Genomic DNA, 16867 nt, shown 5'->3' on the forward strand with positions numbered 1-16867 from the left:
CGGGGCGTTCGAGGCTTTCGCCGCGGCGCCCCGCCGGCGGTCCACGGCGGGCTCAGGGCGCCGTCGTCACCCGCACCGACTCCGCCGTCAACCGGACCCGGTGGGTCGGGCCGCCACGCCAGGCGGCGGTCAGCTCCCAACCGCCGTCCGGGGCGCGGCGCGTGGTGACCGCGGCCAGGGCGGCGAGCGGAGGCGGGTCCGCGACGGCGGTGAGGCGGGCCAGACACAGGAACAGGTCGCCGCGCGGGGCGCCGGCCGCCGTCCCCCGCAGGGCGGGGGCGGTGGCGCGTCGGGCGAAGGCGGTGGCCACCGGCGGCGGCGCCGGAGCGGCCGACAGCCCGTGCAGGGGCAGGAGTTCGGAGCGCGGCGCGCCGTCCGCCGCCCAGCCGCTGAGCCGCACCTCCGCGCCGCGCGGGGCGCCGGTGACCAGGTGCGCGCGCAGTTCGCCGGCGCCGTGGGCGAGGACCAGGCTGAGGACGCGGGCCGGTCCCGCGCGGTGGCGTGAGGCGGCCCAGCCGTCGCCGGCCCCCAGCGGCTCCGGCTCGGTGCGGGAGGTGATCCGTCCGTCCCACCACAGCCCGAAGTGGTTGTCGGGCGCGGCCCCGTGGGGCGCGGGACCGGTGGCGGTGGAGTAGGCGAGTCGGGCGTAGTGCGGATCGTCGGGGTCCGGATGGGTGCTGCCGTGGTTGTGGACGCGGACCAGCCCGTCGGCGACGGTGGACTGTACGAGCCAGTTGGGGGCGGGCACCGCGTGGACGGCGTCGCCGCGCTCGACCGGGGCGGGTTCCTCGCGCGCGGTCCACACCGCGTGGTTGGCGGGGAGCAGCAGCCCGAGGAAGCCCTTGCTCGCCCAGTACGGCGAACCGGGTCCCGAGTAGCGCTGCAACACCCCCTCGTAGGGGCCGTGCCAGCCCAGGGAGAGCAGTCCGGTGCCGGCGGTCGCGCCCCGGTCGAGGAAGTAGCGCAACGCCCCCGAGGCGAGGCGGCGGGTGGTGCCGGGGCTCAGCGGGGTGTGTCCGGTGAGGGCGCCCAGCCACAGCGGGGCGGCGGCCGCGAAGCGGTAGGTGAGGGAGCGTCCCTGGTGCAGCGGGGCGCCGTCCGCGCCGAACAGCCGGGCCTGGTCGGCGAGGTGGGCGGCGAGCCGGGGGCCGTAGCGGGCGGCGCGGGCGGCGTCGCCGTCGAGCCAGGCGGTCAGCCCCGGGTACAGGTGCAGCGCCCAGCCGTTGTAGTGGTCGAAGGCACGGCCGCGCCCGTCGGTGTACCAGCCGCCTCCCGCGTACCACGGCTCGATGCGGGCCAGGCCCCGTGTCACGGCGGCGCGGGCGGCGGCGGGCCGGTGGCCGACCTCGGCGAGGAAGCCGCCGACGGTCGCGGGGAAGAGCACCCAGTTGTTGGGGTGCGGCTCGGCGGTGAGGGCGTCCGCCAGCCAGTCGGCGACCCGTTCGCGGACCGCGTCGTCCAGCCGGTCCCACAGCCAGGGGCGGGTCAGTCGCAGGGCGAGCGCGAGGGACGCGGCCTCCACCAGCGGCTGGGACCGGTCGGTGACGCGCGGCCAGTCCTCGGGGCCGGGGCCGCCCGGCCGCGCCGTGCCGGCCGCCAGCCCGGCGGCGTAGCGCGCCAACAGCCCGTCCGGGTCGGCTCCGTGCGCCCCCGCCACCCGCAGGGCGGCCAGCAGGAAGGTGCGGGCGTACCCCTCCAGCCCGTCCGAGCGCCGCCCCGAGACGCTGGGCCGGCCGCCGGGCAGGTGGTAGAGCGCACCGCCGGCGCTGGCGTACGGCGCCACCGCCGTCAGCAGGCCGTCGGCGGCCCACTCCCAGTGGGCGCGGGTCCAGCCGGTGTACGGGCTCAGCTCCCGGTCCTCGGGCGGTCGTCGCCGGCCGCGCGGGCCGCGTCCGCGCGGGGAGGCGGGGGACGTGCGCGGCTCGTCCACGCGGATCGCCGGCGCCCGGGCCGCTACCGCGCCCTGCGGCGCAGCGCTTCCAGTGCCTTGTCCGCGTGGACCGACATCCGGAACTCGCTCTTCACGACCTCCAGCACCCGCCGGTCCGTGTCGATCACGAACGTCACCCGCTTGGTCGGCACCGCCGCGATCCCGCGCTTCACGCCGAACCGCTCCCGCACCGTGCCGTCCGGGTCGGACAGCAGCGGGTAGCCCAACGTGTGCCTCTCCGCGAACTCCGCCTGTCGGGCCACCGGGTCCGCGCTCACCCCCACCGGTCTCGCCCCTTCCGCGCGCAACTCGGCCGCGATGTCGCGGAAGTGGCACGCCTCCTTGGTGCACCCCGGGGTGAGGGCCGCCGGGTAGAAGAACAGCACCACCGGACCGTCGGCGAGCAGTCCGCTCAGCGTTCGCGAGGCGCCGGTCTCGTCCGGCAGCTCGAAGTCCTCGACCACATCTCCGATGTTCATGAGCCCCAAACTACCGATCGGCCACGACGATTACCCGGGCGGGGAGACCGCGGTGGGACGGGACGGCGGGTCACCGTGGCGGACACCGCGGTGACCACCCGCTCACCTCTCCGCGCCGAAGAGCTCCAGCAGGTCCCGGCGTTCGAACATGCGGGCCGTCTCGATGGCGGAGGGGGAGCCCAGGCGCGGGTCGGCGCCGCCGTCGAGGAGGGCGCGGAGGACGTCCGGTTCGCCCTTGAAGACGGCTCCGGCGAGGGGGGTCTGGCCGCGGTCGTTGGGGCGGTTGGGGTCGGCGCCGCGGTGCAGCAGGGCCGCCACGGTGTCGGCGTGCCCGTGGTAGGCGGCGAGCATGAGCAGCGAATCGCCCTTGTCGTTGGTGAGGTTGGCGGGGACGCCCGCGTCCACGTACGCGGCGACCGTGTCGGTGTCGCCGTGGCGGGCCAGGTCGAAGATCTTGGCCGCGAGTTGGAGCACCTCGGGGTCGTGTGCGGGCTCGTTCTCGGCGTTCGACTCACTCATGGCCTCGTCCTCCGGATTCGACTGCTGCCTGACCGCGGGTGGGGCGGCCGCCCCGGGCCGCCTCCGCCGTCCAGAGTACGTACCTCCGCGGGACGATGATCAGCAAGGGCGCGCCCCGGCCCCGTTCAGCGGAATACATGGATAAACCACCCATTTGCGCCTTCGTGAAACTCGACACATCCTGTGATCCTGGAACCACTCATGGTGACCGTCCCCCCACCATCCAGGAGAATCGTCATGATCCTGTCCATCTCTGGCGTCGTCCTGCTCGGCGTGATCGTCTTCCTGTTCTTCCGGAAGGACGGCCTCAAGGCGTCCCACGCCCTCGTCTGCTGCCTGTTCGGCTTCTACCTGGCGGGCACGGCCATCGCCCCGAGCATCAAGGCCGGCGGCGCGAGTCTCGCCAGCCTGCTGGGTGGGATCAAGATCTGACGTGCCACGACGACCACTTCCCCGCATCCCGACCGACGGCGGCTCCCTGCGCGACCGGAGCCGCGCGCTCGGCGCCCGGAGCCGGAAGCTCCTCGGCCGCGGCAAGGGGCTCCTGCACCACGGCCGGCAGCGCCTCGGCCGACACCCGGAGCCCCCCGGCGGGCACCCGGAGCTCCTCGCTCGGGCCAGGAACCCCCTGACCCGGAGCCGGGAGCTCCTGGTGCGCGGCCGGGGCTACCTCGGCCAGGGCCGGGGCGTCCTGGTCCGCGGCCGACGGCTCGGCACCTCGGCGACCGCCGGCGCCGCGGACATCCTGCAGCCGCTGCTCACCATGGGCCGCGGCCTGCGGGTGCTGGCGGTGATGGCGCGCTGCCGCTGGACGGAGACGCCGTCCGACCGGCGGGGACCCGCCCTGTTCCTGGTCGCCTCCTGCGCCCTGGTCGTCATGCTGCTGCCGTACGGCCCGCTGCTCGCCCTGATCGCCCTGATGGCCGCGGCCGGCTGGGCGGGGCGGCGCGCCCCGGCGTCCACCCCCACGGCCGTGCAAGTGGCCGCCGCCGAGCGGCTCCAGACGCTGTACGAGGCGCTCGTGCCGTACTTCTCGGTGCCCGAGGACCAGGACCCGCTCTACCGGCACGACGGCCAGTGGCCGGTCGCCTTCGAGGAGCACGCCTTCGACCAGGACGGGCGGCTCCTCCGACTGCGGCTGCGCTATCCGCCGTACTTCAAGGACGGCGAACCCGAGGCCCGCGGCCTCATCGAGCAGCTGCTGTACGCCAAGTCCGGGCGCGGCCGGGAGTACCTCTTCGACTGGCACGAGGAGGACAACCGGCTGGAGGTGTCCGTGCTCGCCCCGCTGTCCACCGGGATCCACGCGCAGCGCTTCGTCGCCACCCCGGGCGAGGCCGTGCTCGGCTTCACCGACCCGACCGGGGTGGCGCGCACCCTGCCGGTCCTCGACGGCGAGGAGTCGCGGGACGCGCCGCCGGTGGTCTGGCGCACCGGGCCGCGCTCCACCGAGCCGCATCTGCTCGCCCTCGGTCAGCCCGGAAGCGGCACCACCACCCTGCTGCGCTCGCTGGCGCTCCAGGCCCTGCACCACGGCGACGTGCTGGTGCTCGACGGCTGCGGAGGCGGCGAGTACGCCTGCCTGACCGGCCGGGCCGGGGTGCTCGCCGTGGAGTGCGGGCTGACCGGCGTGCTGGCGACACTGGAGTGGGCCGCGCACGAGACCGAGCGTCGGCTGATCGCCGCCAACCGCGCACGGCAGCTCGGACATCCGGTGCCGGACGACATCCGCCGCCCCCTGTGGCTGCTGCTGGACCGGCCCACCGTGCTCAGCCAGCTCGCGGCCGCCGACGGCCGCACCGACCCGCAGGAGCTGCTCCACCTCCCGCTGCGGCACGGCCGCGCCGCGCACATCACCGTCGTGGTGGCCGAACAGCTCGACTGTCACGACGCGCTGAGCGAGCCGGTGCGGTCCCACACCCGCGCCCGCGTGGTCCTCGGCCCCGCCTCGTACGACCAGATCAACGCCGTGCTCGGCGCCCCGCCGCACACCACCCCGACCCGCGAGGTGCCCCCAGGGCGCGGCTACGCACGGCTGGGCGGCGGTCCGGTGCACCGACTCCAGGTGCCCGCCACCCCCGACCCGCACGACGACGAGGCGAGCGAGACGCAGCGGCGCGCGGTGCTGGAGCTGCTGCCGGAGCGGACGATCCCGGGCGAGGACGCGGCCCCGGCCGAAGCGGACGCCGCCGAAGCGGACGCGGCGACCCCGCAGCCCGTCACCGTCGAGGCGGCGGTGGGCCAGCAGCCCGCCGACGGCGACGGACCGCTGCCGGTCCAGACCCCCTGACCCCACGACACCGAGCCGGCGGGCCGCCACGACCACACCCGGCCGGCTTCCGGCCGGGCGCCCGGCGGGTGGTCGACACCGCGGGGCCGCTCCGACGCGGCGCGCCACCGTGGCGGCCGCGAGCCGGATCAGGCCACGTAGCTGCGCGGCAGGTCGGCCTCGGCCGCGGCGCCGGTGCGGACCAGGCGGCTGGCGGCGGCCAGGCGGCTGGCGGCCTCCTCGGCGACCGGGCCGTTCACCGTGAACGGCAACCGGACGTACCCCTCGAAGGCGCCGTCGACGCCGAACCGGGGGCCGGAGGGGACCCGTACGCCGAGCCGCTCGCCCACCTCCGCGATACGGGAGCCGGAGAGACCGCCGGTGCGCGCCCAGAGCGTCAGACCGCCGTGCGGCACGGTGAACTCCCAGTCGGGCAGGTGCCGGCGGACCGCGTCGACCAGGGCGTCCCGGTTCTGCCGCGCCTCGGCGCGGCGCAGCTCCAGGGCGCCCTCCCAGCCACCGGTGTTCAGCAGCCAGGCGACGGCGAGCTGTTCCATCACCGGGGTGCCCAGATCTGCGTAGGCGCGGGCGGCCACCAGGGAGCGGATGACGTCGGGCGCGGCCCGCACCCAGCCGATGCGCAGCCCGGCCCAGAAGCTCTTGCTGGCCGAACCGACCGTGACCACGGTGCTGCCGGCCGGGTCGAAGGCGCTGACGGGGCGCGGCCGCGGGGTCCCGGGGTCCAGCGTCAGCTCGGACATGGTCTCGTCGGCGACGAGCACGATCCCGGCCGCGCGGGCGGCGTCCACCAGCTGGCGCCGCTGCTCCTCGTCGGCGAGCGCCCCGGTCGGGTTGTGGAAGTCGGCGATGACGTAGGCCATGCGGGGGGCGGCGTCGCGCAGCACCTGCCGCCAGGCGTGCAGGTCCCAGCCCGCCAGCCCGTCCGCCATGCCGATCGGCACCAGCCGCACGCCCGCCTCGCGCATGAGCTGGAGGACGTTGGCGTACGAGGGGGACTCGACGGCGACCCGCTCGCCGGGGCGGACGAACAGCCGACAGGTGGCGGCGACCGCGCCCATGGCGCCGGTGGTCACCATGATCTGCTCGGGCATGGTGGGGATGCCCCGCGCGGTGTACCGGTCCGCGAGCGCCTCGCGGAGGGCGGGCAGCCCGGCCGGGTAGTCGCCGTGGGTGTGCGCGTAGAGCGGCACCTCTTCCAGGGCGCCGGTGAAGGCGCGGGTCAGCCAGGGCTCGGGGGCGGGCAGCGCGGCACAGCCGAGGTCGATGATCGAGCCGGCGGCCTCGGGCGGCAGCGGATCCAGGCCGCGGCCGGGCAGCGGCCGTCCGGCGGGCACGGCGGTCCAACTGCCGGCTCCGCGCCGGGACTCCAGGAAGCCCTCGCCGCGCAGCGCCTCGTAGGCGGCGGCGACGGTGGTGCGGCTGACCTTGAGCGCGGCGGCCAGCTCGCGCTCGGCGGGCAGTCGGGCGGCGACCGGCACCCGGCCTTCGAGAACCAGCAGCCGCACGCCGTCGGCCAGGGCCCGGTAGGCGGGCAGCCGGCGGCCGGCCGGGGCGGCGGTGGCTTCGCGGGTGTGCTGGGAGGACAGGAGGCGGGCGAGCTGCGGTGCGCCCACCGCGGAGGTCCATGGACTCATTGAATTCGGTCCACCTTCCTGGAATTGGCCATGGAACTGGACTTGTTCCTTGGTCCAGAGTGTCACGCGGCAGGCCAATAGCGCCAGCCAGCGCACCAATCGCACCACGCTCGCACCGCCCGAGGAGAGTTCCTTGTCCGCAGCCAGGGGGACCCAGCTCACCCGCCGCATCGTCCAGCTCTACGTGGGGCTCGTCCTGTACGGGGTGAGCATGGCGATGATGCTGCGCGCCGACCTCGGCCTCGACCCCTGGGACGCCTTCCACCAGGGGATCTCCGAGCGCACCTCGTACTCCATCGGCACGGTGACGATCGCGGTCGGCGTGCTGGCGCTGCTGCTGTGGATCCCGCTGCGCCAGCGGCCGGGGCTCGGCACGATCTCGAACGTCGTGGTGATCGGCCTGGTGGTGGACGGGGCGCTGGCCCTGATGCCGACGCCGGACTCGCTGGCCGTGCGGGCGCCCCTGCTGGTCTTCGGCATCGTCCTCAACGGGGCGGCGACCGGCCTGTACATCTCGGCGCGGTTCGGTGCGGGCCCGCGCGACGGGCTGATGACCGGGCTGCACGCGCGGACCGGACGCTCCATCCGCGTGGTGCGGACCGGAATCGAGCTGACGGTGCTGGCGGCGGGATTCGCGATGGGCGGGTCGGTCGGCCTGGGAACGGTGCTGTACGCCCTGACGATCGGGCCGCTGGCCCAGTTCTTCCTGCGGATCTGCGCCGTGCCGGGAGCGGAGGAAAGCGGCTCCACGGTGGTCGCGCGATCCGAGACGACGACGGACGAATCCGACGCGATCGACACCGCGGACACCCCGGTCACACACGGGCGTCCGGAGGGCGCGGAGAGTCCCACTCCGGATCGGATTTAGAGCTTACAGGCAAAGAGCGGTAGTGTACGCCCTCGACCTGCTAGGCGTACCGTTACTGCGCGCTAAAGAGCCGGAAACGCTGGGTGACATCTGCTGCCAGATGTGACAAACCGGGCGCCTGTGGGTAGAACAACGGGGCGGCACGACGGGCGACGCATGTCCCAGAACGGGAATCTTCACCGCCGACCGGACGTTGACCGGATGACGACGACAGCGACACCTGTCCTGTGGGCGACAAGCCCGGGAGGCACGATTCATGAGTGAGCGAGCTCTCCGCGGCACGCGACTCGTGGTGACCAGCTACGAGACCGACCGCGGCATCGATCTGGCCCCGCGCCAGGCGGTGGAGTACGCATGCGAGAACGGCCATCGATTCGAGATGCCGTTCTCGGTTGAGGCGGAGATTCCGCCGGAGTGGGAGTGCAAGGCGTGCGGCGCCATGGCACTCCTGGTGGATGGCGACGGCCCCGAGGAGAAGAAGGGCAAGCCCGCACGCACGCACTGGGACATGCTCATGGAGCGGCGCACCCGCGAGGAGCTGGAGGAGGTGCTGGCCGAGCGGCTGGCGGTCCTGCGCTCCGGCGCCATGAACATCGCCGTGCATCCGCGGGACACCCGCAAGTCCGCCTGAGCCGAGCCTCAGCCCGGTCACTGCGGGCGGATATCGATTGATCAAGGGCCGGGGCCGCTGTGTGAGCAGCGGCCCCGGCCCTTGTCCTGCCCAGGCGCCATCCGGCGGGCCCACCCGCGGCGCCCGGTCCGCCCCAGCCGGCGCCTGAGCCACCCGTTCCTCGCGGTGACGCGAGACCCGACACCGCGAAACACGGGACGACCGGAGCGGGAGCCGCCGGGAGTGAGCGAGGCCACGGTGGCCTTCCCCCGATGCCGGGGCGGAAGTCCGGACGGCACACCGCCGCGGCGGGAGTCCGGACGGCACACCGCCGCGGCGGCGTCCGCTGTGTGAGCAGCGGCCCCGGCCCTTGTCCTGCCCAGGCGCCATCCGGCGGGCCCACCCGCGGCCCCCGGCCCACCCCAGCCGGCGCCTGAGCCACCCGTTCCTCGCCCGGTGGGCCCACCCGCGGCCCCCGGCCCACCCCAGCCGGCGCCTGAGCCACCCGTTCCTCGCGGTGACGCGAGACCCGACCCCGCGAAACACGGGACGACCGGAGCGGGAGCCGCCGGGAGTGAGCGAGGCCACGGTGGCCTTCCCCCGACGCCGCGGCGGAAGTCCGGACGGCACACCGCCACGGCGGCGTCCGGAGGCCACGACCGCGCCGCGGGGCGACGGGTCGGCGCACCACCCGGCACCGCGGCCGGGTGACGACGGCGGCGCCCCGCCAGGGGCTACCGCGTCAGCGGCGGGTCCTCGCGGCGCGGCGCGTCGGACCGCGGCTCGTCCCTGATCACCTCGCCCTGGACCACCTTGCCGTCCGGGCGGTGCATGCGCGCCTGCTGGAGGACGTCCTCGAGGCCGCCCGGCGTCGCGGCGCGCATGCGACGGTCCAGGGCGCGCTCCACCCGGCTGCGCAGCAGCGCCCGCGTCGGCGGGAACAGGCACAGCAGCCCGGCGACGTCGGACAGCAGTCCGGGGAGCATCAGCAGCAGGCCGCCGAGCATCGGCAGCGCGTTCCCGGAGGCCGAGCCCCCGGCGCCGCCGCGGCCGCTCCCCCGCTCGGTGCCGTCCTCCCGCAGGGCGGCGCCCGGCTGCTGGAACGACTCGGAGAGCGAGCGCCAGGCCCGCCGGCCCGCGCGCTTGATCACCACCGCCCCGAGCACCATGCCGGCGACCAGCAGCAGAAAGACGGTCAGCCCGCCGGCCGCCTCTCCCACCAGCATCAGCAGCCAGACCTCCAGCACCAGCCAGGCCGCCACGATCAGCGGCAGGAAGGTGCGGGTGCGCGAGCGCTGGGGGCGGGTCGGGCCTGTCTGGTGCGGGGTGCCGGTCGTCATGCCCCCAGTGTGCCTGGGCCGGGTGGGTCGATGCGTCTGAGGGGGCGGCATCTCCACGTCCGGAACTCCGGGCCCCGTCCTCGTCCGGAACTCCCGGCACCGCCGCCGCCTCGTCCGGAACTCCGGGCACCGCCACCGCCTCGTCCGGAACTCCCGGCCCGCCACCGCCTCCGCCGGGGGCACCCCTCCTCCAGGGGGCGCGGATCGCCGCGGCCCGGGTGGCCGGCACCGCGCGCCTCCCCGGTGCCGGCCACCCACCGCCCGTACGCTGCGGGCCAGGAAGCGGAGCTGCCACGGAGGTGCCGGGATGACCGGTGTACTGACCGGCGCGCTGGAGATCGCCGCCTGGTGGGCCGCGCTGACCGCGCTGTGGCTGCTCCTCGTCGCCTCGCTGAGCCCGTTGGAGGCGGCGGTGGGCGCGGTCGCGGCACTGCCGGCCGCCGTCGCCGCCCGGGCCGCGCGCCGGGCGGTGGCCCGCCGGTGAGCGCGGCGGGCCCGTGCGCCATGGTCGCCCGTGCCGCCGGTGCCGTGGGCTCCGGCGCGCCCGTGGGCACCGCCGACGGGTGGCTGGCGGCCGCGCTGGTCCCGCTCGTGGCGCTCGGCCCGGTGCTGTGGCGCGTCGCGACCGGCGATCCGCTCCGCCGGCTGGTCGGCCTCAACCTCGCCGGTCTGCTGTGCTGCCTGTGCCTGCTGTTGGCGGCCCAGGGCTTCCGGCGGCCGTCGTATGTCGACGCGGCGCTAGTGCTGGCCGTTCTCGCGCCCGCCGGCACGCTGGTCTACGCACGCTTCCTGGACACCCTGCCGGGCTCGCGGTGGGTGCGCCGGACCGCCTGGCTGGGCGTGCCGGCCACCGTGCTGCCGCTGTGTGTGGCCGCAGGTCCCGGCCGGGCCGGCGGCAAACTCCTGCTGATCGGTGGCCTGCTGATGGCCGGTTCGCTGGTGACCAGCGTGGAGAGGGGTGGCCGGGAGTGGCGGACGCGCTGATCGTGGTGGCCCTGGTCCTGGTGGCGGCCGCCGCGACCGCGGCGGTGCTCAACCGGGACCCGCTGCGCCAGGTGCCCGTGCTCTCCTTCCTCGGGCTGACGCTGACGCTGCTGTTCCTCTTCGTCCAGGCCCCGGACGTGGCGCTGTCCCAGCTGGCCGTGGGCTCGGCGGTGACCCCGCTGATGATCCTGCTGGCGGTGCGGAAGGTCCGGCGGGCCGGCCGCGAGGACGGGCCGCGGGGCGCGGCGCCGCAGGACCCGTCGCCCGACGGGGACCGCGGCGGCCGGCGCCACCTCCGAGGGCCCGAGCGATGACCTCGCGCGGCCGGCTGTGGCTCTTCCTGGCCGGGGCGGCCGCCCTGGCGGCCCTACTGGCCCTCGCCTGCCTCCGACTGCCGCCCTTCGGCGGCCCGCACCATCCGTACGGCGAGAGCGCCGTGGCCGCGGCGCTGCGCCGGCACACCGCCAACGTCGTCTCCTTCGTCAACTTCGACCTGCGCGCCCTGGACACCCTCGGCGAGGAGACCATCCTGTTCGCCGCCGTGGTGGGCACCGTGGTGCTGCTGCGGCAGACCGCCGACGAGCACCGCGAGGAGCCGGAGCCGGCGCGCGTCCCGGCCGGGATCCGCTGGTTCGGCACGCTGATGCTGCCGGTGACGCTCCTCATCGGGCTGTATGTCATCGCGCACGGGCCGGTCAGCCCCGGCGGCGGCTTCCAGGGCGGGGTGGTCGCCGCCACCGCGCTGCACCTGCTCTACATCGCCGTCGACTACCGCGCGCTGGAGCGGATCCGGCCGGTCGGGCTGTACGAGGTCGGGGACGCGGCCGGGGAGGCCGCGTACGTGATCACCGGGCTGGCGGGGGTGCTGGCGGGCGCGGCCTTCCTCGCCAACGTGCTGCCGCCGGGCGAGTTCGGCACGGTGGCCTCCGGCGGCACGGTCGTCGTCCTCAACGCCGCCGTGGGCATGGAGGTCGGCTGCGCCGTGGTGGTGTTGCTGGCCCGGTTCCTGGACCAGGCGGTGGAGATCGAGGAGTCCTCGGACCCGGCGGAGAGGGATCGCGCATGACGGTGCTGCCGTACCTGGTCGCCTGCTGGATCTTCCTGGTCGGCTGCTACGGGCTGGTGACCAGCCGTGACCTCATCCACGCGGTGGGCTGTCTCGCCGTCACCCAGTCCTCGACCTATGTGCTGCTGCTCGCCGTCGGCTACCGGCGCGACGGCACCGCCCCGGTCTTCTCCGACGCCCCCACCGACGCCCCGGTGGTCGATCCGGTGGTCCAGGCGCTGGCCCTCACCGACATCGTGGTCGGCGCGACCGTCACCGCGCTGCTCCTCGCGCTGGTGATCCAGTTGCGGAAGCGGCACGGGACGGTGGACCCCGACTCCCTCTCCGAGCTCAAGGGCTGACGGAGGGCCGGGCCGATGGACTCCACGAGACTGCTGCCGCTGGTGGTCGCGGTGCCGCTGCTGGGGGCGGCCGTGCTGGTGGCGGCCGGCCGGCTGCTGCCGCGGACCGCCTCCGACGCCGTCGGCTGCGGCTTCGCGGCCACCACGGCCGTGCTGACGCTGCTCGCCGCCCGGCACCCGGGCGCCGAGTGGCTGGGCGGCTGGGGGCCGGGGTCGGGCGGAGTGGGCATCGTCCTCGTCGGCGACCCGATCGGGCTGGGGCTCGCGGCGCTGGTCTCCTTCCTCGTCACCGCCGTCCTGGTCTACTCCTGGCGGTACTTCGAGGAGCCGCCGCGCGGCCACGGCGGCTCGTTCCCCGCGCTGATCCTGCTCTTCCAGGCGGGCATGTGCGGCTTCGCCCTCACCGGGGACCTGTTCAACGCCTTCGTCTTCTTCGAGCTGATGGGGGTCGTCGCGTACGCGCTCACGGGCTACCGGGTCGAGGAGCCGCGGCCGCTCCAGGGTGCGCTCGCCTTCGGCCTGGTCAACTCGCTGGGCGCCTACTGCGCGCTGCTGGGCATCGTCCTGCTGTACGCGCGCACCGGGGAGCTCGGGCTGGCCCGGATCGGGCGGCGGCTGGACGCCGGCGCGGGTGGCGGCCCGGACGCGCTGGTGCTGACCGCCTTCGCGCTGGTGCTCTGCGGGCTGTTGGTGAAGGCCGCCGCCGTGCCCTTCCACTTCTGGCTCCCGGACGCGCACGCGGTGGCCCCGACACCGGTCTGCATGCTGCTGTCGGGGGTGATGGTGGAGCTCGGGGTGTACGGCGTGGGGCGGGTCTACTGGACCGTGTTCGCCGGCCCCGGCGGCGTCCCGCACCCCGCCTTCACCCGCACCCTGGTGACCATCGGCGTCGCGACCGCGTTGCTCGGTGCGGTCATGTGCTGGCTCCAGCGCCACCTCAAGCGGCTGCTGGCCTTCTCGACCGTGGCGCACACGGGGCTGTTCCTGGTCGGCCTGGGGGTGCTGAGCCGGGAGGGGACGGCCGGGGTGGCGCTGTACGTCCTCGGGCACGCCGGCGCCAAGGCCGCCCTGTTCGCCTGCGCCGGCATCCTGCTGGACCGCTACGCCTCGGTCGACGAGCACGAGCTCTACGGCCGGGCCCGCGAGCTGCCGCTCAGCGGCGGGCTGTTCCTCGTGGGCGGGCTGGCACTGGCCGGGCTGCCGCCCTTCGGCACGGGGCTGGGCAAGGCCGTGGCGGAGGAAGCGGCCGGGCACCTCGCCGGTTGGCTGCCCGCCGTCTTCGTCCTGGTGTCGGCCGTCACCGGCGGCGCGGTCCTCCGGGCCGGTCTGCGGGTGTTCGCGGGGGCCGGCCGGGAGCCGAGTGGCAGGCGGGAGGCCGGTGCGGGGCCGGGCGACGGGCGGCCGGCGGCGCCGGGTGCCGGCGACGGGGCGGAGGGCCCGGAGACCCGGGGCGAACACGAGCAGCCGGAGACCGGGGGCCGGCTGGGGCGCATCCCGGTCACCATGACGGCCGTGCCGTGCGCGCTGCTGGCCGGCTCGCTGGCGGTCGGCGTGATCCCGGCGCTGGCGGCCGGCGCGGGCCGGGAGGTGGTGCTGGGCGTACGTCAGGCCGCCGAACCGGCGCCCGTGCCGCCGCCCCACTGGTCGACCGTCGGTGTCCTGCTGGGCCTGGTCTCCGCCGGTCTGGCCGTCGCGCTCGCCGTGCTGGCGGTCTGCCGTCCGGTGACCACTCCCGGTGTCGCGGCCCGGCTGCTGACGCCGCTCCGGCGCCTCCAGTCCGGGCACATCGGCGACTACGTCGCCTGGCTGATCGCCGGGATCGTGCTGATCGCGGCGCTGGCCGGGCCCGGGCCGTGGTGAGGCCGCGGATGGCGCCCCGGGGCGGGGAGGCGGGCGGCGCGCCGCGCTCCCCGACGGCGGACGGTCAGCGGCGTCCGTCGGCGGTCCTCACGACGACTGCTCGCGGCCCAGCACCTTGTTGACGCGGGAGGAGACGCCCCAGGAGGTGACCCGCCACAGCGCCTCGGCGACGATGTCACGGCTCATCTTGCTGTCGCCGCGCTCGCGCTCCACGAAGGTGATGGGGACCTCGACGACGGTGAAGCCGGCCTTGATGGACCGCCAGGCGAGGTCGACCTGGAAGCAGTAGCCCTGCGAGGCGACGGCGTCCATGCCCAGCCCCTCCAGGGTCTCGCGGCGGAACGCCCGGAAGCCGCCGGTGACGTCCCGGACCGGCACGTCCAGCAGGAGCCGGGAGTAGGTGCTGCCGCCGCGGGAGAGGAACTCGCGGTGCTTGGGCCAGTTGACCACGCGGCCGCCGGGCACCCAGCGCGACCCCAGCACCAGGTCGGCGTTGCGCAGCGCGATGAGCAGCCGGGGCAGTTCCTCGGGCTGGTGTGAGCCGTCGGCGTCCATCTCGACCAGGACGCCGTAGTCGTGCTCGATGCCCCAGCGGAAGCCGGCGAGGTAGGCGGCGCCGAGGCCCTCCTTGCCCTTGCGGTGCAGGACGTGGACCTGCTTGTCCTCGGCCGCGAGCTCATCGGCGATCTTTCCGGTGCCGTCCGGGCTGTTGTCGTCGGCGACCAGGATGTCCGCCTCGGGCACCGCGGTCCGTACCCGTTCGACGATCGGCTTGATGTTCTCCGCCTCGTTGTAGGTCGGAATGATCACCAAGACCGTGCCGAGCGGACCGAATGTCCGCTGACCGCCGTCGTCGCTCACGTGTGCTGCCCCTTCATATCCGTACGTCCTCGACGGCTCAACATGATCGCAGCCGCGCAGGACAGAACGCCCACCATAGCGAGGACCCACTCGGGCTTCGCACCGACGCGGTCGGCGACGGTGATGTCGTCACGCAGGGGGATGCGCGCGGTGAGCACGTCCTGGGTGAATTCCGCCGTCCGCTGCTGGACGGTGCCGTCCGGGGCGACGACGGCGCTGATGCCGCTGGGGGCCGCGGTGACCACCGCGCGGCCGTGTTCGATGGCGCGCAGCTTGGACATGACCAGCTGCTGCTCGGGCTGGCCGCTGCGGCCGTAGGTGGCGTTGTTGGTCTGGATGACCAGCGCGCGGGCGCCGGCGTTGACGGTGTCCCGAACGATCTCGTCGTAGGCCACCTCGAAGCAGATCACATCGCCGAGCCGGGCCGGGCCGAGCTGGAGCACGCCGGAGTGGTCGCCGGGGTAGAAGTCGCGCGGGACCCGCTGCAGCCGGGAGATGACCTTGCTGAGCTGGGCGCGGAACGGCACGTACTCGCCGAACGGCACCGGGTGCTGCTTGGTGTACGAGGCGCCGGGACCGGTCTTCGGGTCCCAGACGATGCCCTGGTTGAAGACGTACCCCGGCTTGTCGGGGTGGTCGACGAGCGCGCCGACCAGCACCGGCACGCCGATGGCCTTGACCGCCTCGTCGATCCGGTCGTACGCCTCCCGGTACTGGAAGGGGTCCAGGTCGGAGGCGTTCTCCGGCCAGATCACCAGGTCCGGCCGGTCCGCGCGGCCGGCCTTGACGTCCTCGGCCAGCTTCAGGGTGGCCTCGACGTGGTTGTTGAGGATCTTCATCGGGCGCCCGAGGAAGTCCATGCCGGGCTGCTGGACGTTGCCCTGGACGACGGCGATGTCGACGGTGTCGTCGGCGTCGGTCGGGATCGGCACGGCGTACCCGGCCCCGGTGACGGCGGCGGCGAGCGCCACCGCTCCGGCGGCCGGCAGCGCGGTGCGCGCGGCCAGCCGGCCCCGCATCCGCCAGCAGACGAGGGCGGCGGCGGCCAGCAGGGTGCCGGTGAGGGCGACCGCGAAGGTGACCAGCGGGGCACCGCCCAGCGCGGCCAGCGGGGTGTAGGGCGAGCCGGTGTTGGCGAAGGCCAACCGGCCCCAGGGGAAGCCGCCGAACGGCGTGCGGTCACGCGCCCACTCCTGCGCCACCCACAGGCACGCCCCCCACAGCGGCCACGCGGGCAGCCGGGAGACGAGCGCCAGCCCGGCGCCCATCGCCACCAGGAAGAGCGACTCGATGAGGGAGAGGCCCACCACGGCGTCCCAGCCGACGACGTTCAGCCACTTCAGGAGCACCACGAAGAACGGCAGCCCGAAGGCGAAACCGGTCCAGGCCCCCTGTCGCGCGGTCCTGCCGCGGGTCAGCAGGGACAGCGCGGCCACGGCGAGCAGCGACAGCGGCCACAGCCCGTAGGGCGGGAAGGCGAGGCCCAGGGCCACGCCCGCGGCCGCGGCCAGGGCGCTGCGCCGCCACTCCCGGCGCCCCCAGCCGGCCAGTCGCTGCCGGCGGGTGGGCCGCGGCTCGTCGGCAGCCGCCACGGCGGGCGCCTGGGGCGCGCCGGAGGTGGCGGTGTCGGCGGTGGTCTCGGAACCCGATGGCACGGTCGCGGCCTTCCTGCAGGTCGTGCGGTGGTGAGGTGACCGTACAACGCGCGGCGAGTGATGTGTCCCCGGGGTGAGCAACGCGTGAGCACGGCTGAGGGTTCCGTGGCGCGCCCCTCGCGGGGCCGGTGCGCCCCGTGGGGGCCGCGCCGCGGGGGGCGGCACCGCGGCGGTCGGCGGACCTATCCGTGCTCAGGGTATCGGCGGGATGGGGGCCCGGCGCCCTTCGGGCCGACCTGGGACCCGCTGGCTGCGGGTCGACCGAGAGCCGTTGTCTACTGAACGTCCGGGCCCCTCCCGGGTCGCACCTGCCGACCCGGTGATCCCTTCCTCGCCCCCGTGCGCTGGACCTGGCTCCCTGTGGCGGCGTGCCGGCTCGGCACGCCGCCCATGGCCCAGCGGCGTTCGACGACTGCGTGAAGACTCTCCG

At 75.2% G+C, this 16867-nt stretch carries 17 protein-coding genes; 10 read left to right on the plus strand and 7 right to left on the minus strand.

Going from position 1 to position 16867, the window contains the following annotated elements:
* Positions 1-52: 52 nt before the first annotated feature.
* The 3 genes from LRS74_RS05000 to LRS74_RS05010 all read right to left on the minus strand — a co-directional run bounded on the left by LRS74_RS05000 (position 53) and on the right by LRS74_RS05010 (position 2928).
* Positions 53-1849, minus strand: a complete 1797-nt coding sequence (locus LRS74_RS05000; RefSeq protein ID WP_277744603.1) for a DUF2264 domain-containing protein — start codon at positions 1847-1849, stop codon at positions 53-55.
* A gap of 104 nt (positions 1850-1953) precedes the next feature.
* A complete protein-coding gene (locus tag LRS74_RS05005) occupies positions 1954-2409 on the minus strand; it encodes a peroxiredoxin (RefSeq protein ID WP_277739841.1) in 456 nt (151 codons plus the stop codon).
* Between the two features lie 102 nt (positions 2410-2511).
* The gene (locus LRS74_RS05010) at positions 2512-2928 is read right to left on the minus strand and encodes an ankyrin repeat domain-containing protein (protein ID WP_277739842.1); all 417 of its coding nucleotides are present in this window, start codon (positions 2926-2928) and stop codon (positions 2512-2514) included.
* Positions 2929-3165: 237 nt separating this feature from the next.
* On the opposite strand from LRS74_RS05010, the gene LRS74_RS05015 reads away from it, so the two are divergent.
* Positions 3166-3360 carry a hypothetical protein gene (locus tag LRS74_RS05015; RefSeq protein ID WP_144382532.1) on the plus strand — a complete coding sequence of 65 codons (195 nt, stop codon included), beginning with the start codon at positions 3166-3168 and terminating at the stop codon, positions 3358-3360.
* A gap of 259 nt (positions 3361-3619) precedes the next feature.
* Complete coding sequence (locus tag LRS74_RS05020; RefSeq protein WP_277744604.1) at positions 3620-5218, plus strand: hypothetical protein; 1599 nt, start codon at positions 3620-3622, stop codon at positions 5216-5218.
* A 128-nt stretch (positions 5219-5346) separates the two neighbouring features.
* Here the strand turns inward: LRS74_RS05020 and LRS74_RS05025 are convergent, their stop codons facing one another.
* Positions 5347-6852 carry a PLP-dependent aminotransferase family protein gene (locus LRS74_RS05025; RefSeq protein ID WP_277739843.1) on the minus strand — a complete coding sequence of 502 codons (1506 nt, stop codon included), beginning with the start codon at positions 6850-6852 and terminating at the stop codon, positions 5347-5349.
* A 211-nt stretch (positions 6853-7063) separates the two neighbouring features.
* On the opposite strand from LRS74_RS05025, the gene LRS74_RS05030 reads away from it, so the two are divergent.
* Positions 7064-7720, plus strand: coding sequence for a hypothetical protein (locus tag LRS74_RS05030; protein WP_277744605.1), 657 nt, complete (start codon positions 7064-7066; stop codon positions 7718-7720).
* Positions 7721-7976: 256 nt separating this feature from the next.
* Positions 7977-8351 (plus strand): RNA polymerase-binding protein RbpA, encoded by a 375-nt coding sequence (locus tag LRS74_RS05035; protein ID WP_144382530.1) that lies wholly within the window; start codon positions 7977-7979, stop codon positions 8349-8351.
* A 713-nt stretch (positions 8352-9064) separates the two neighbouring features.
* Here the strand turns inward: LRS74_RS05035 and fxsA are convergent.
* Complete coding sequence (gene fxsA, locus LRS74_RS05040; RefSeq protein WP_277739844.1) at positions 9065-9670, minus strand: FxsA family membrane protein; 606 nt, start codon at positions 9668-9670, stop codon at positions 9065-9067.
* A gap of 307 nt (positions 9671-9977) precedes the next feature.
* On the opposite strand from fxsA, the gene LRS74_RS05045 reads away from it, so the two are divergent.
* Genes LRS74_RS05045 through LRS74_RS05070 form a run of 6 tightly spaced genes read left to right on the plus strand, consistent with a single transcriptional unit; the run spans position 9978 to position 13921 of the window.
* Complete coding sequence (locus tag LRS74_RS05045; protein WP_277739845.1) at positions 9978-10154, plus strand: hypothetical protein; 177 nt, start codon at positions 9978-9980, stop codon at positions 10152-10154.
* Entirely contained in the window at positions 10151-10654 is a 504-nt protein-coding gene (locus LRS74_RS05050; protein ID WP_347178098.1) for an MrpF/PhaF family protein, read from the plus strand. The genes LRS74_RS05045 and LRS74_RS05050 overlap by 4 nt, the downstream gene beginning before the upstream one ends.
* The gene (locus LRS74_RS05055; protein ID WP_277739846.1) at positions 10639-10968 is read left to right on the plus strand and encodes a DUF4040 domain-containing protein; all 330 of its coding nucleotides are present in this window, start codon (positions 10639-10641) and stop codon (positions 10966-10968) included. The genes LRS74_RS05050 and LRS74_RS05055 overlap by 16 nt, the downstream gene beginning before the upstream one ends.
* On the plus strand, positions 10965-11720 hold the full coding sequence (locus tag LRS74_RS05060; RefSeq protein WP_277739847.1) for an MnhB domain-containing protein: 756 nt from the start codon (positions 10965-10967) through the stop codon (positions 11718-11720). Before LRS74_RS05055 ends, LRS74_RS05060 begins: the two co-directional genes overlap by 4 nt.
* Positions 11717-12061: a cation:proton antiporter subunit C gene (locus LRS74_RS05065; protein ID WP_277739848.1), complete on the plus strand. Its 345-nt coding sequence runs from the start codon at positions 11717-11719 to the stop codon at positions 12059-12061. Before LRS74_RS05060 ends, LRS74_RS05065 begins: the two co-directional genes overlap by 4 nt.
* Positions 12062-12076: 15 nt before the next feature.
* Positions 12077-13921 (plus strand): complex I subunit 5 family protein, encoded by a 1845-nt coding sequence (locus LRS74_RS05070; RefSeq protein ID WP_277739849.1) that lies wholly within the window; start codon positions 12077-12079, stop codon positions 13919-13921.
* 87 nt (positions 13922-14008) lie between these two features.
* Here the strand turns inward: LRS74_RS05070 and LRS74_RS05075 are convergent, their stop codons facing one another.
* Both LRS74_RS05075 and lnt read right to left on the minus strand, forming a co-directional pair.
* Positions 14009-14782, minus strand: coding sequence for a polyprenol monophosphomannose synthase (locus LRS74_RS05075; RefSeq protein ID WP_277739850.1), 774 nt, complete (start codon positions 14780-14782; stop codon positions 14009-14011).
* Entirely contained in the window at positions 14779-16437 is a 1659-nt protein-coding gene (gene lnt / locus LRS74_RS05080; protein ID WP_277739851.1) for an apolipoprotein N-acyltransferase, read from the minus strand. The genes LRS74_RS05075 and lnt overlap by 4 nt, the downstream gene beginning before the upstream one ends.
* Between the last annotated feature and the right edge of the window lie 430 nt (positions 16438-16867).

Source organism: Streptomyces sp. LX-29 (assembly GCF_029541745.1).
Classification (GTDB): Bacteria; Actinomycetota; Actinomycetes; order Streptomycetales; family Streptomycetaceae; genus Streptomyces.

Bases quoted from the DNA above. Each gene is read 5' to 3' on its own strand.
- LRS74_RS05005 (WP_277739841.1), bottom strand. From the start codon at position 2,409: ATGAACATCGGAGATGTGGTCGAGGACTTCGAGCTGCCGGACGAGACC.
- LRS74_RS05010 (WP_277739842.1), bottom strand. From the start codon at position 2,928: ATGAGTGAGTCGAACGCCGAGAACGAGCCCGCACACGACCCCGAGGTG.
- LRS74_RS05015 (WP_144382532.1), top strand. From the start codon at position 3,166: ATGATCCTGTCCATCTCTGGCGTCGTCCTGCTCGGCGTGATCGTCTTC.
- LRS74_RS05025 (WP_277739843.1), bottom strand. From the start codon at position 6,852: ATGAGTCCATGGACCTCCGCGGTGGGCGCACCGCAGCTCGCCCGCCTC.
- LRS74_RS05030 (WP_277744605.1), top strand. From the start codon at position 7,064: ATGGCGATGATGCTGCGCGCCGACCTCGGCCTCGACCCCTGGGACGCC.
- LRS74_RS05035 (WP_144382530.1), top strand. From the start codon at position 7,977: ATGAGTGAGCGAGCTCTCCGCGGCACGCGACTCGTGGTGACCAGCTAC.
- fxsA (WP_277739844.1), bottom strand. From the start codon at position 9,670: ATGACGACCGGCACCCCGCACCAGACAGGCCCGACCCGCCCCCAGCGC.
- LRS74_RS05045 (WP_277739845.1), top strand. From the start codon at position 9,978: ATGACCGGTGTACTGACCGGCGCGCTGGAGATCGCCGCCTGGTGGGCC.
- LRS74_RS05060 (WP_277739847.1), top strand. From the start codon at position 10,965: ATGACCTCGCGCGGCCGGCTGTGGCTCTTCCTGGCCGGGGCGGCCGCC.
- LRS74_RS05065 (WP_277739848.1), top strand. From the start codon at position 11,717: ATGACGGTGCTGCCGTACCTGGTCGCCTGCTGGATCTTCCTGGTCGGC.
- LRS74_RS05070 (WP_277739849.1), top strand. From the start codon at position 12,077: ATGGACTCCACGAGACTGCTGCCGCTGGTGGTCGCGGTGCCGCTGCTG.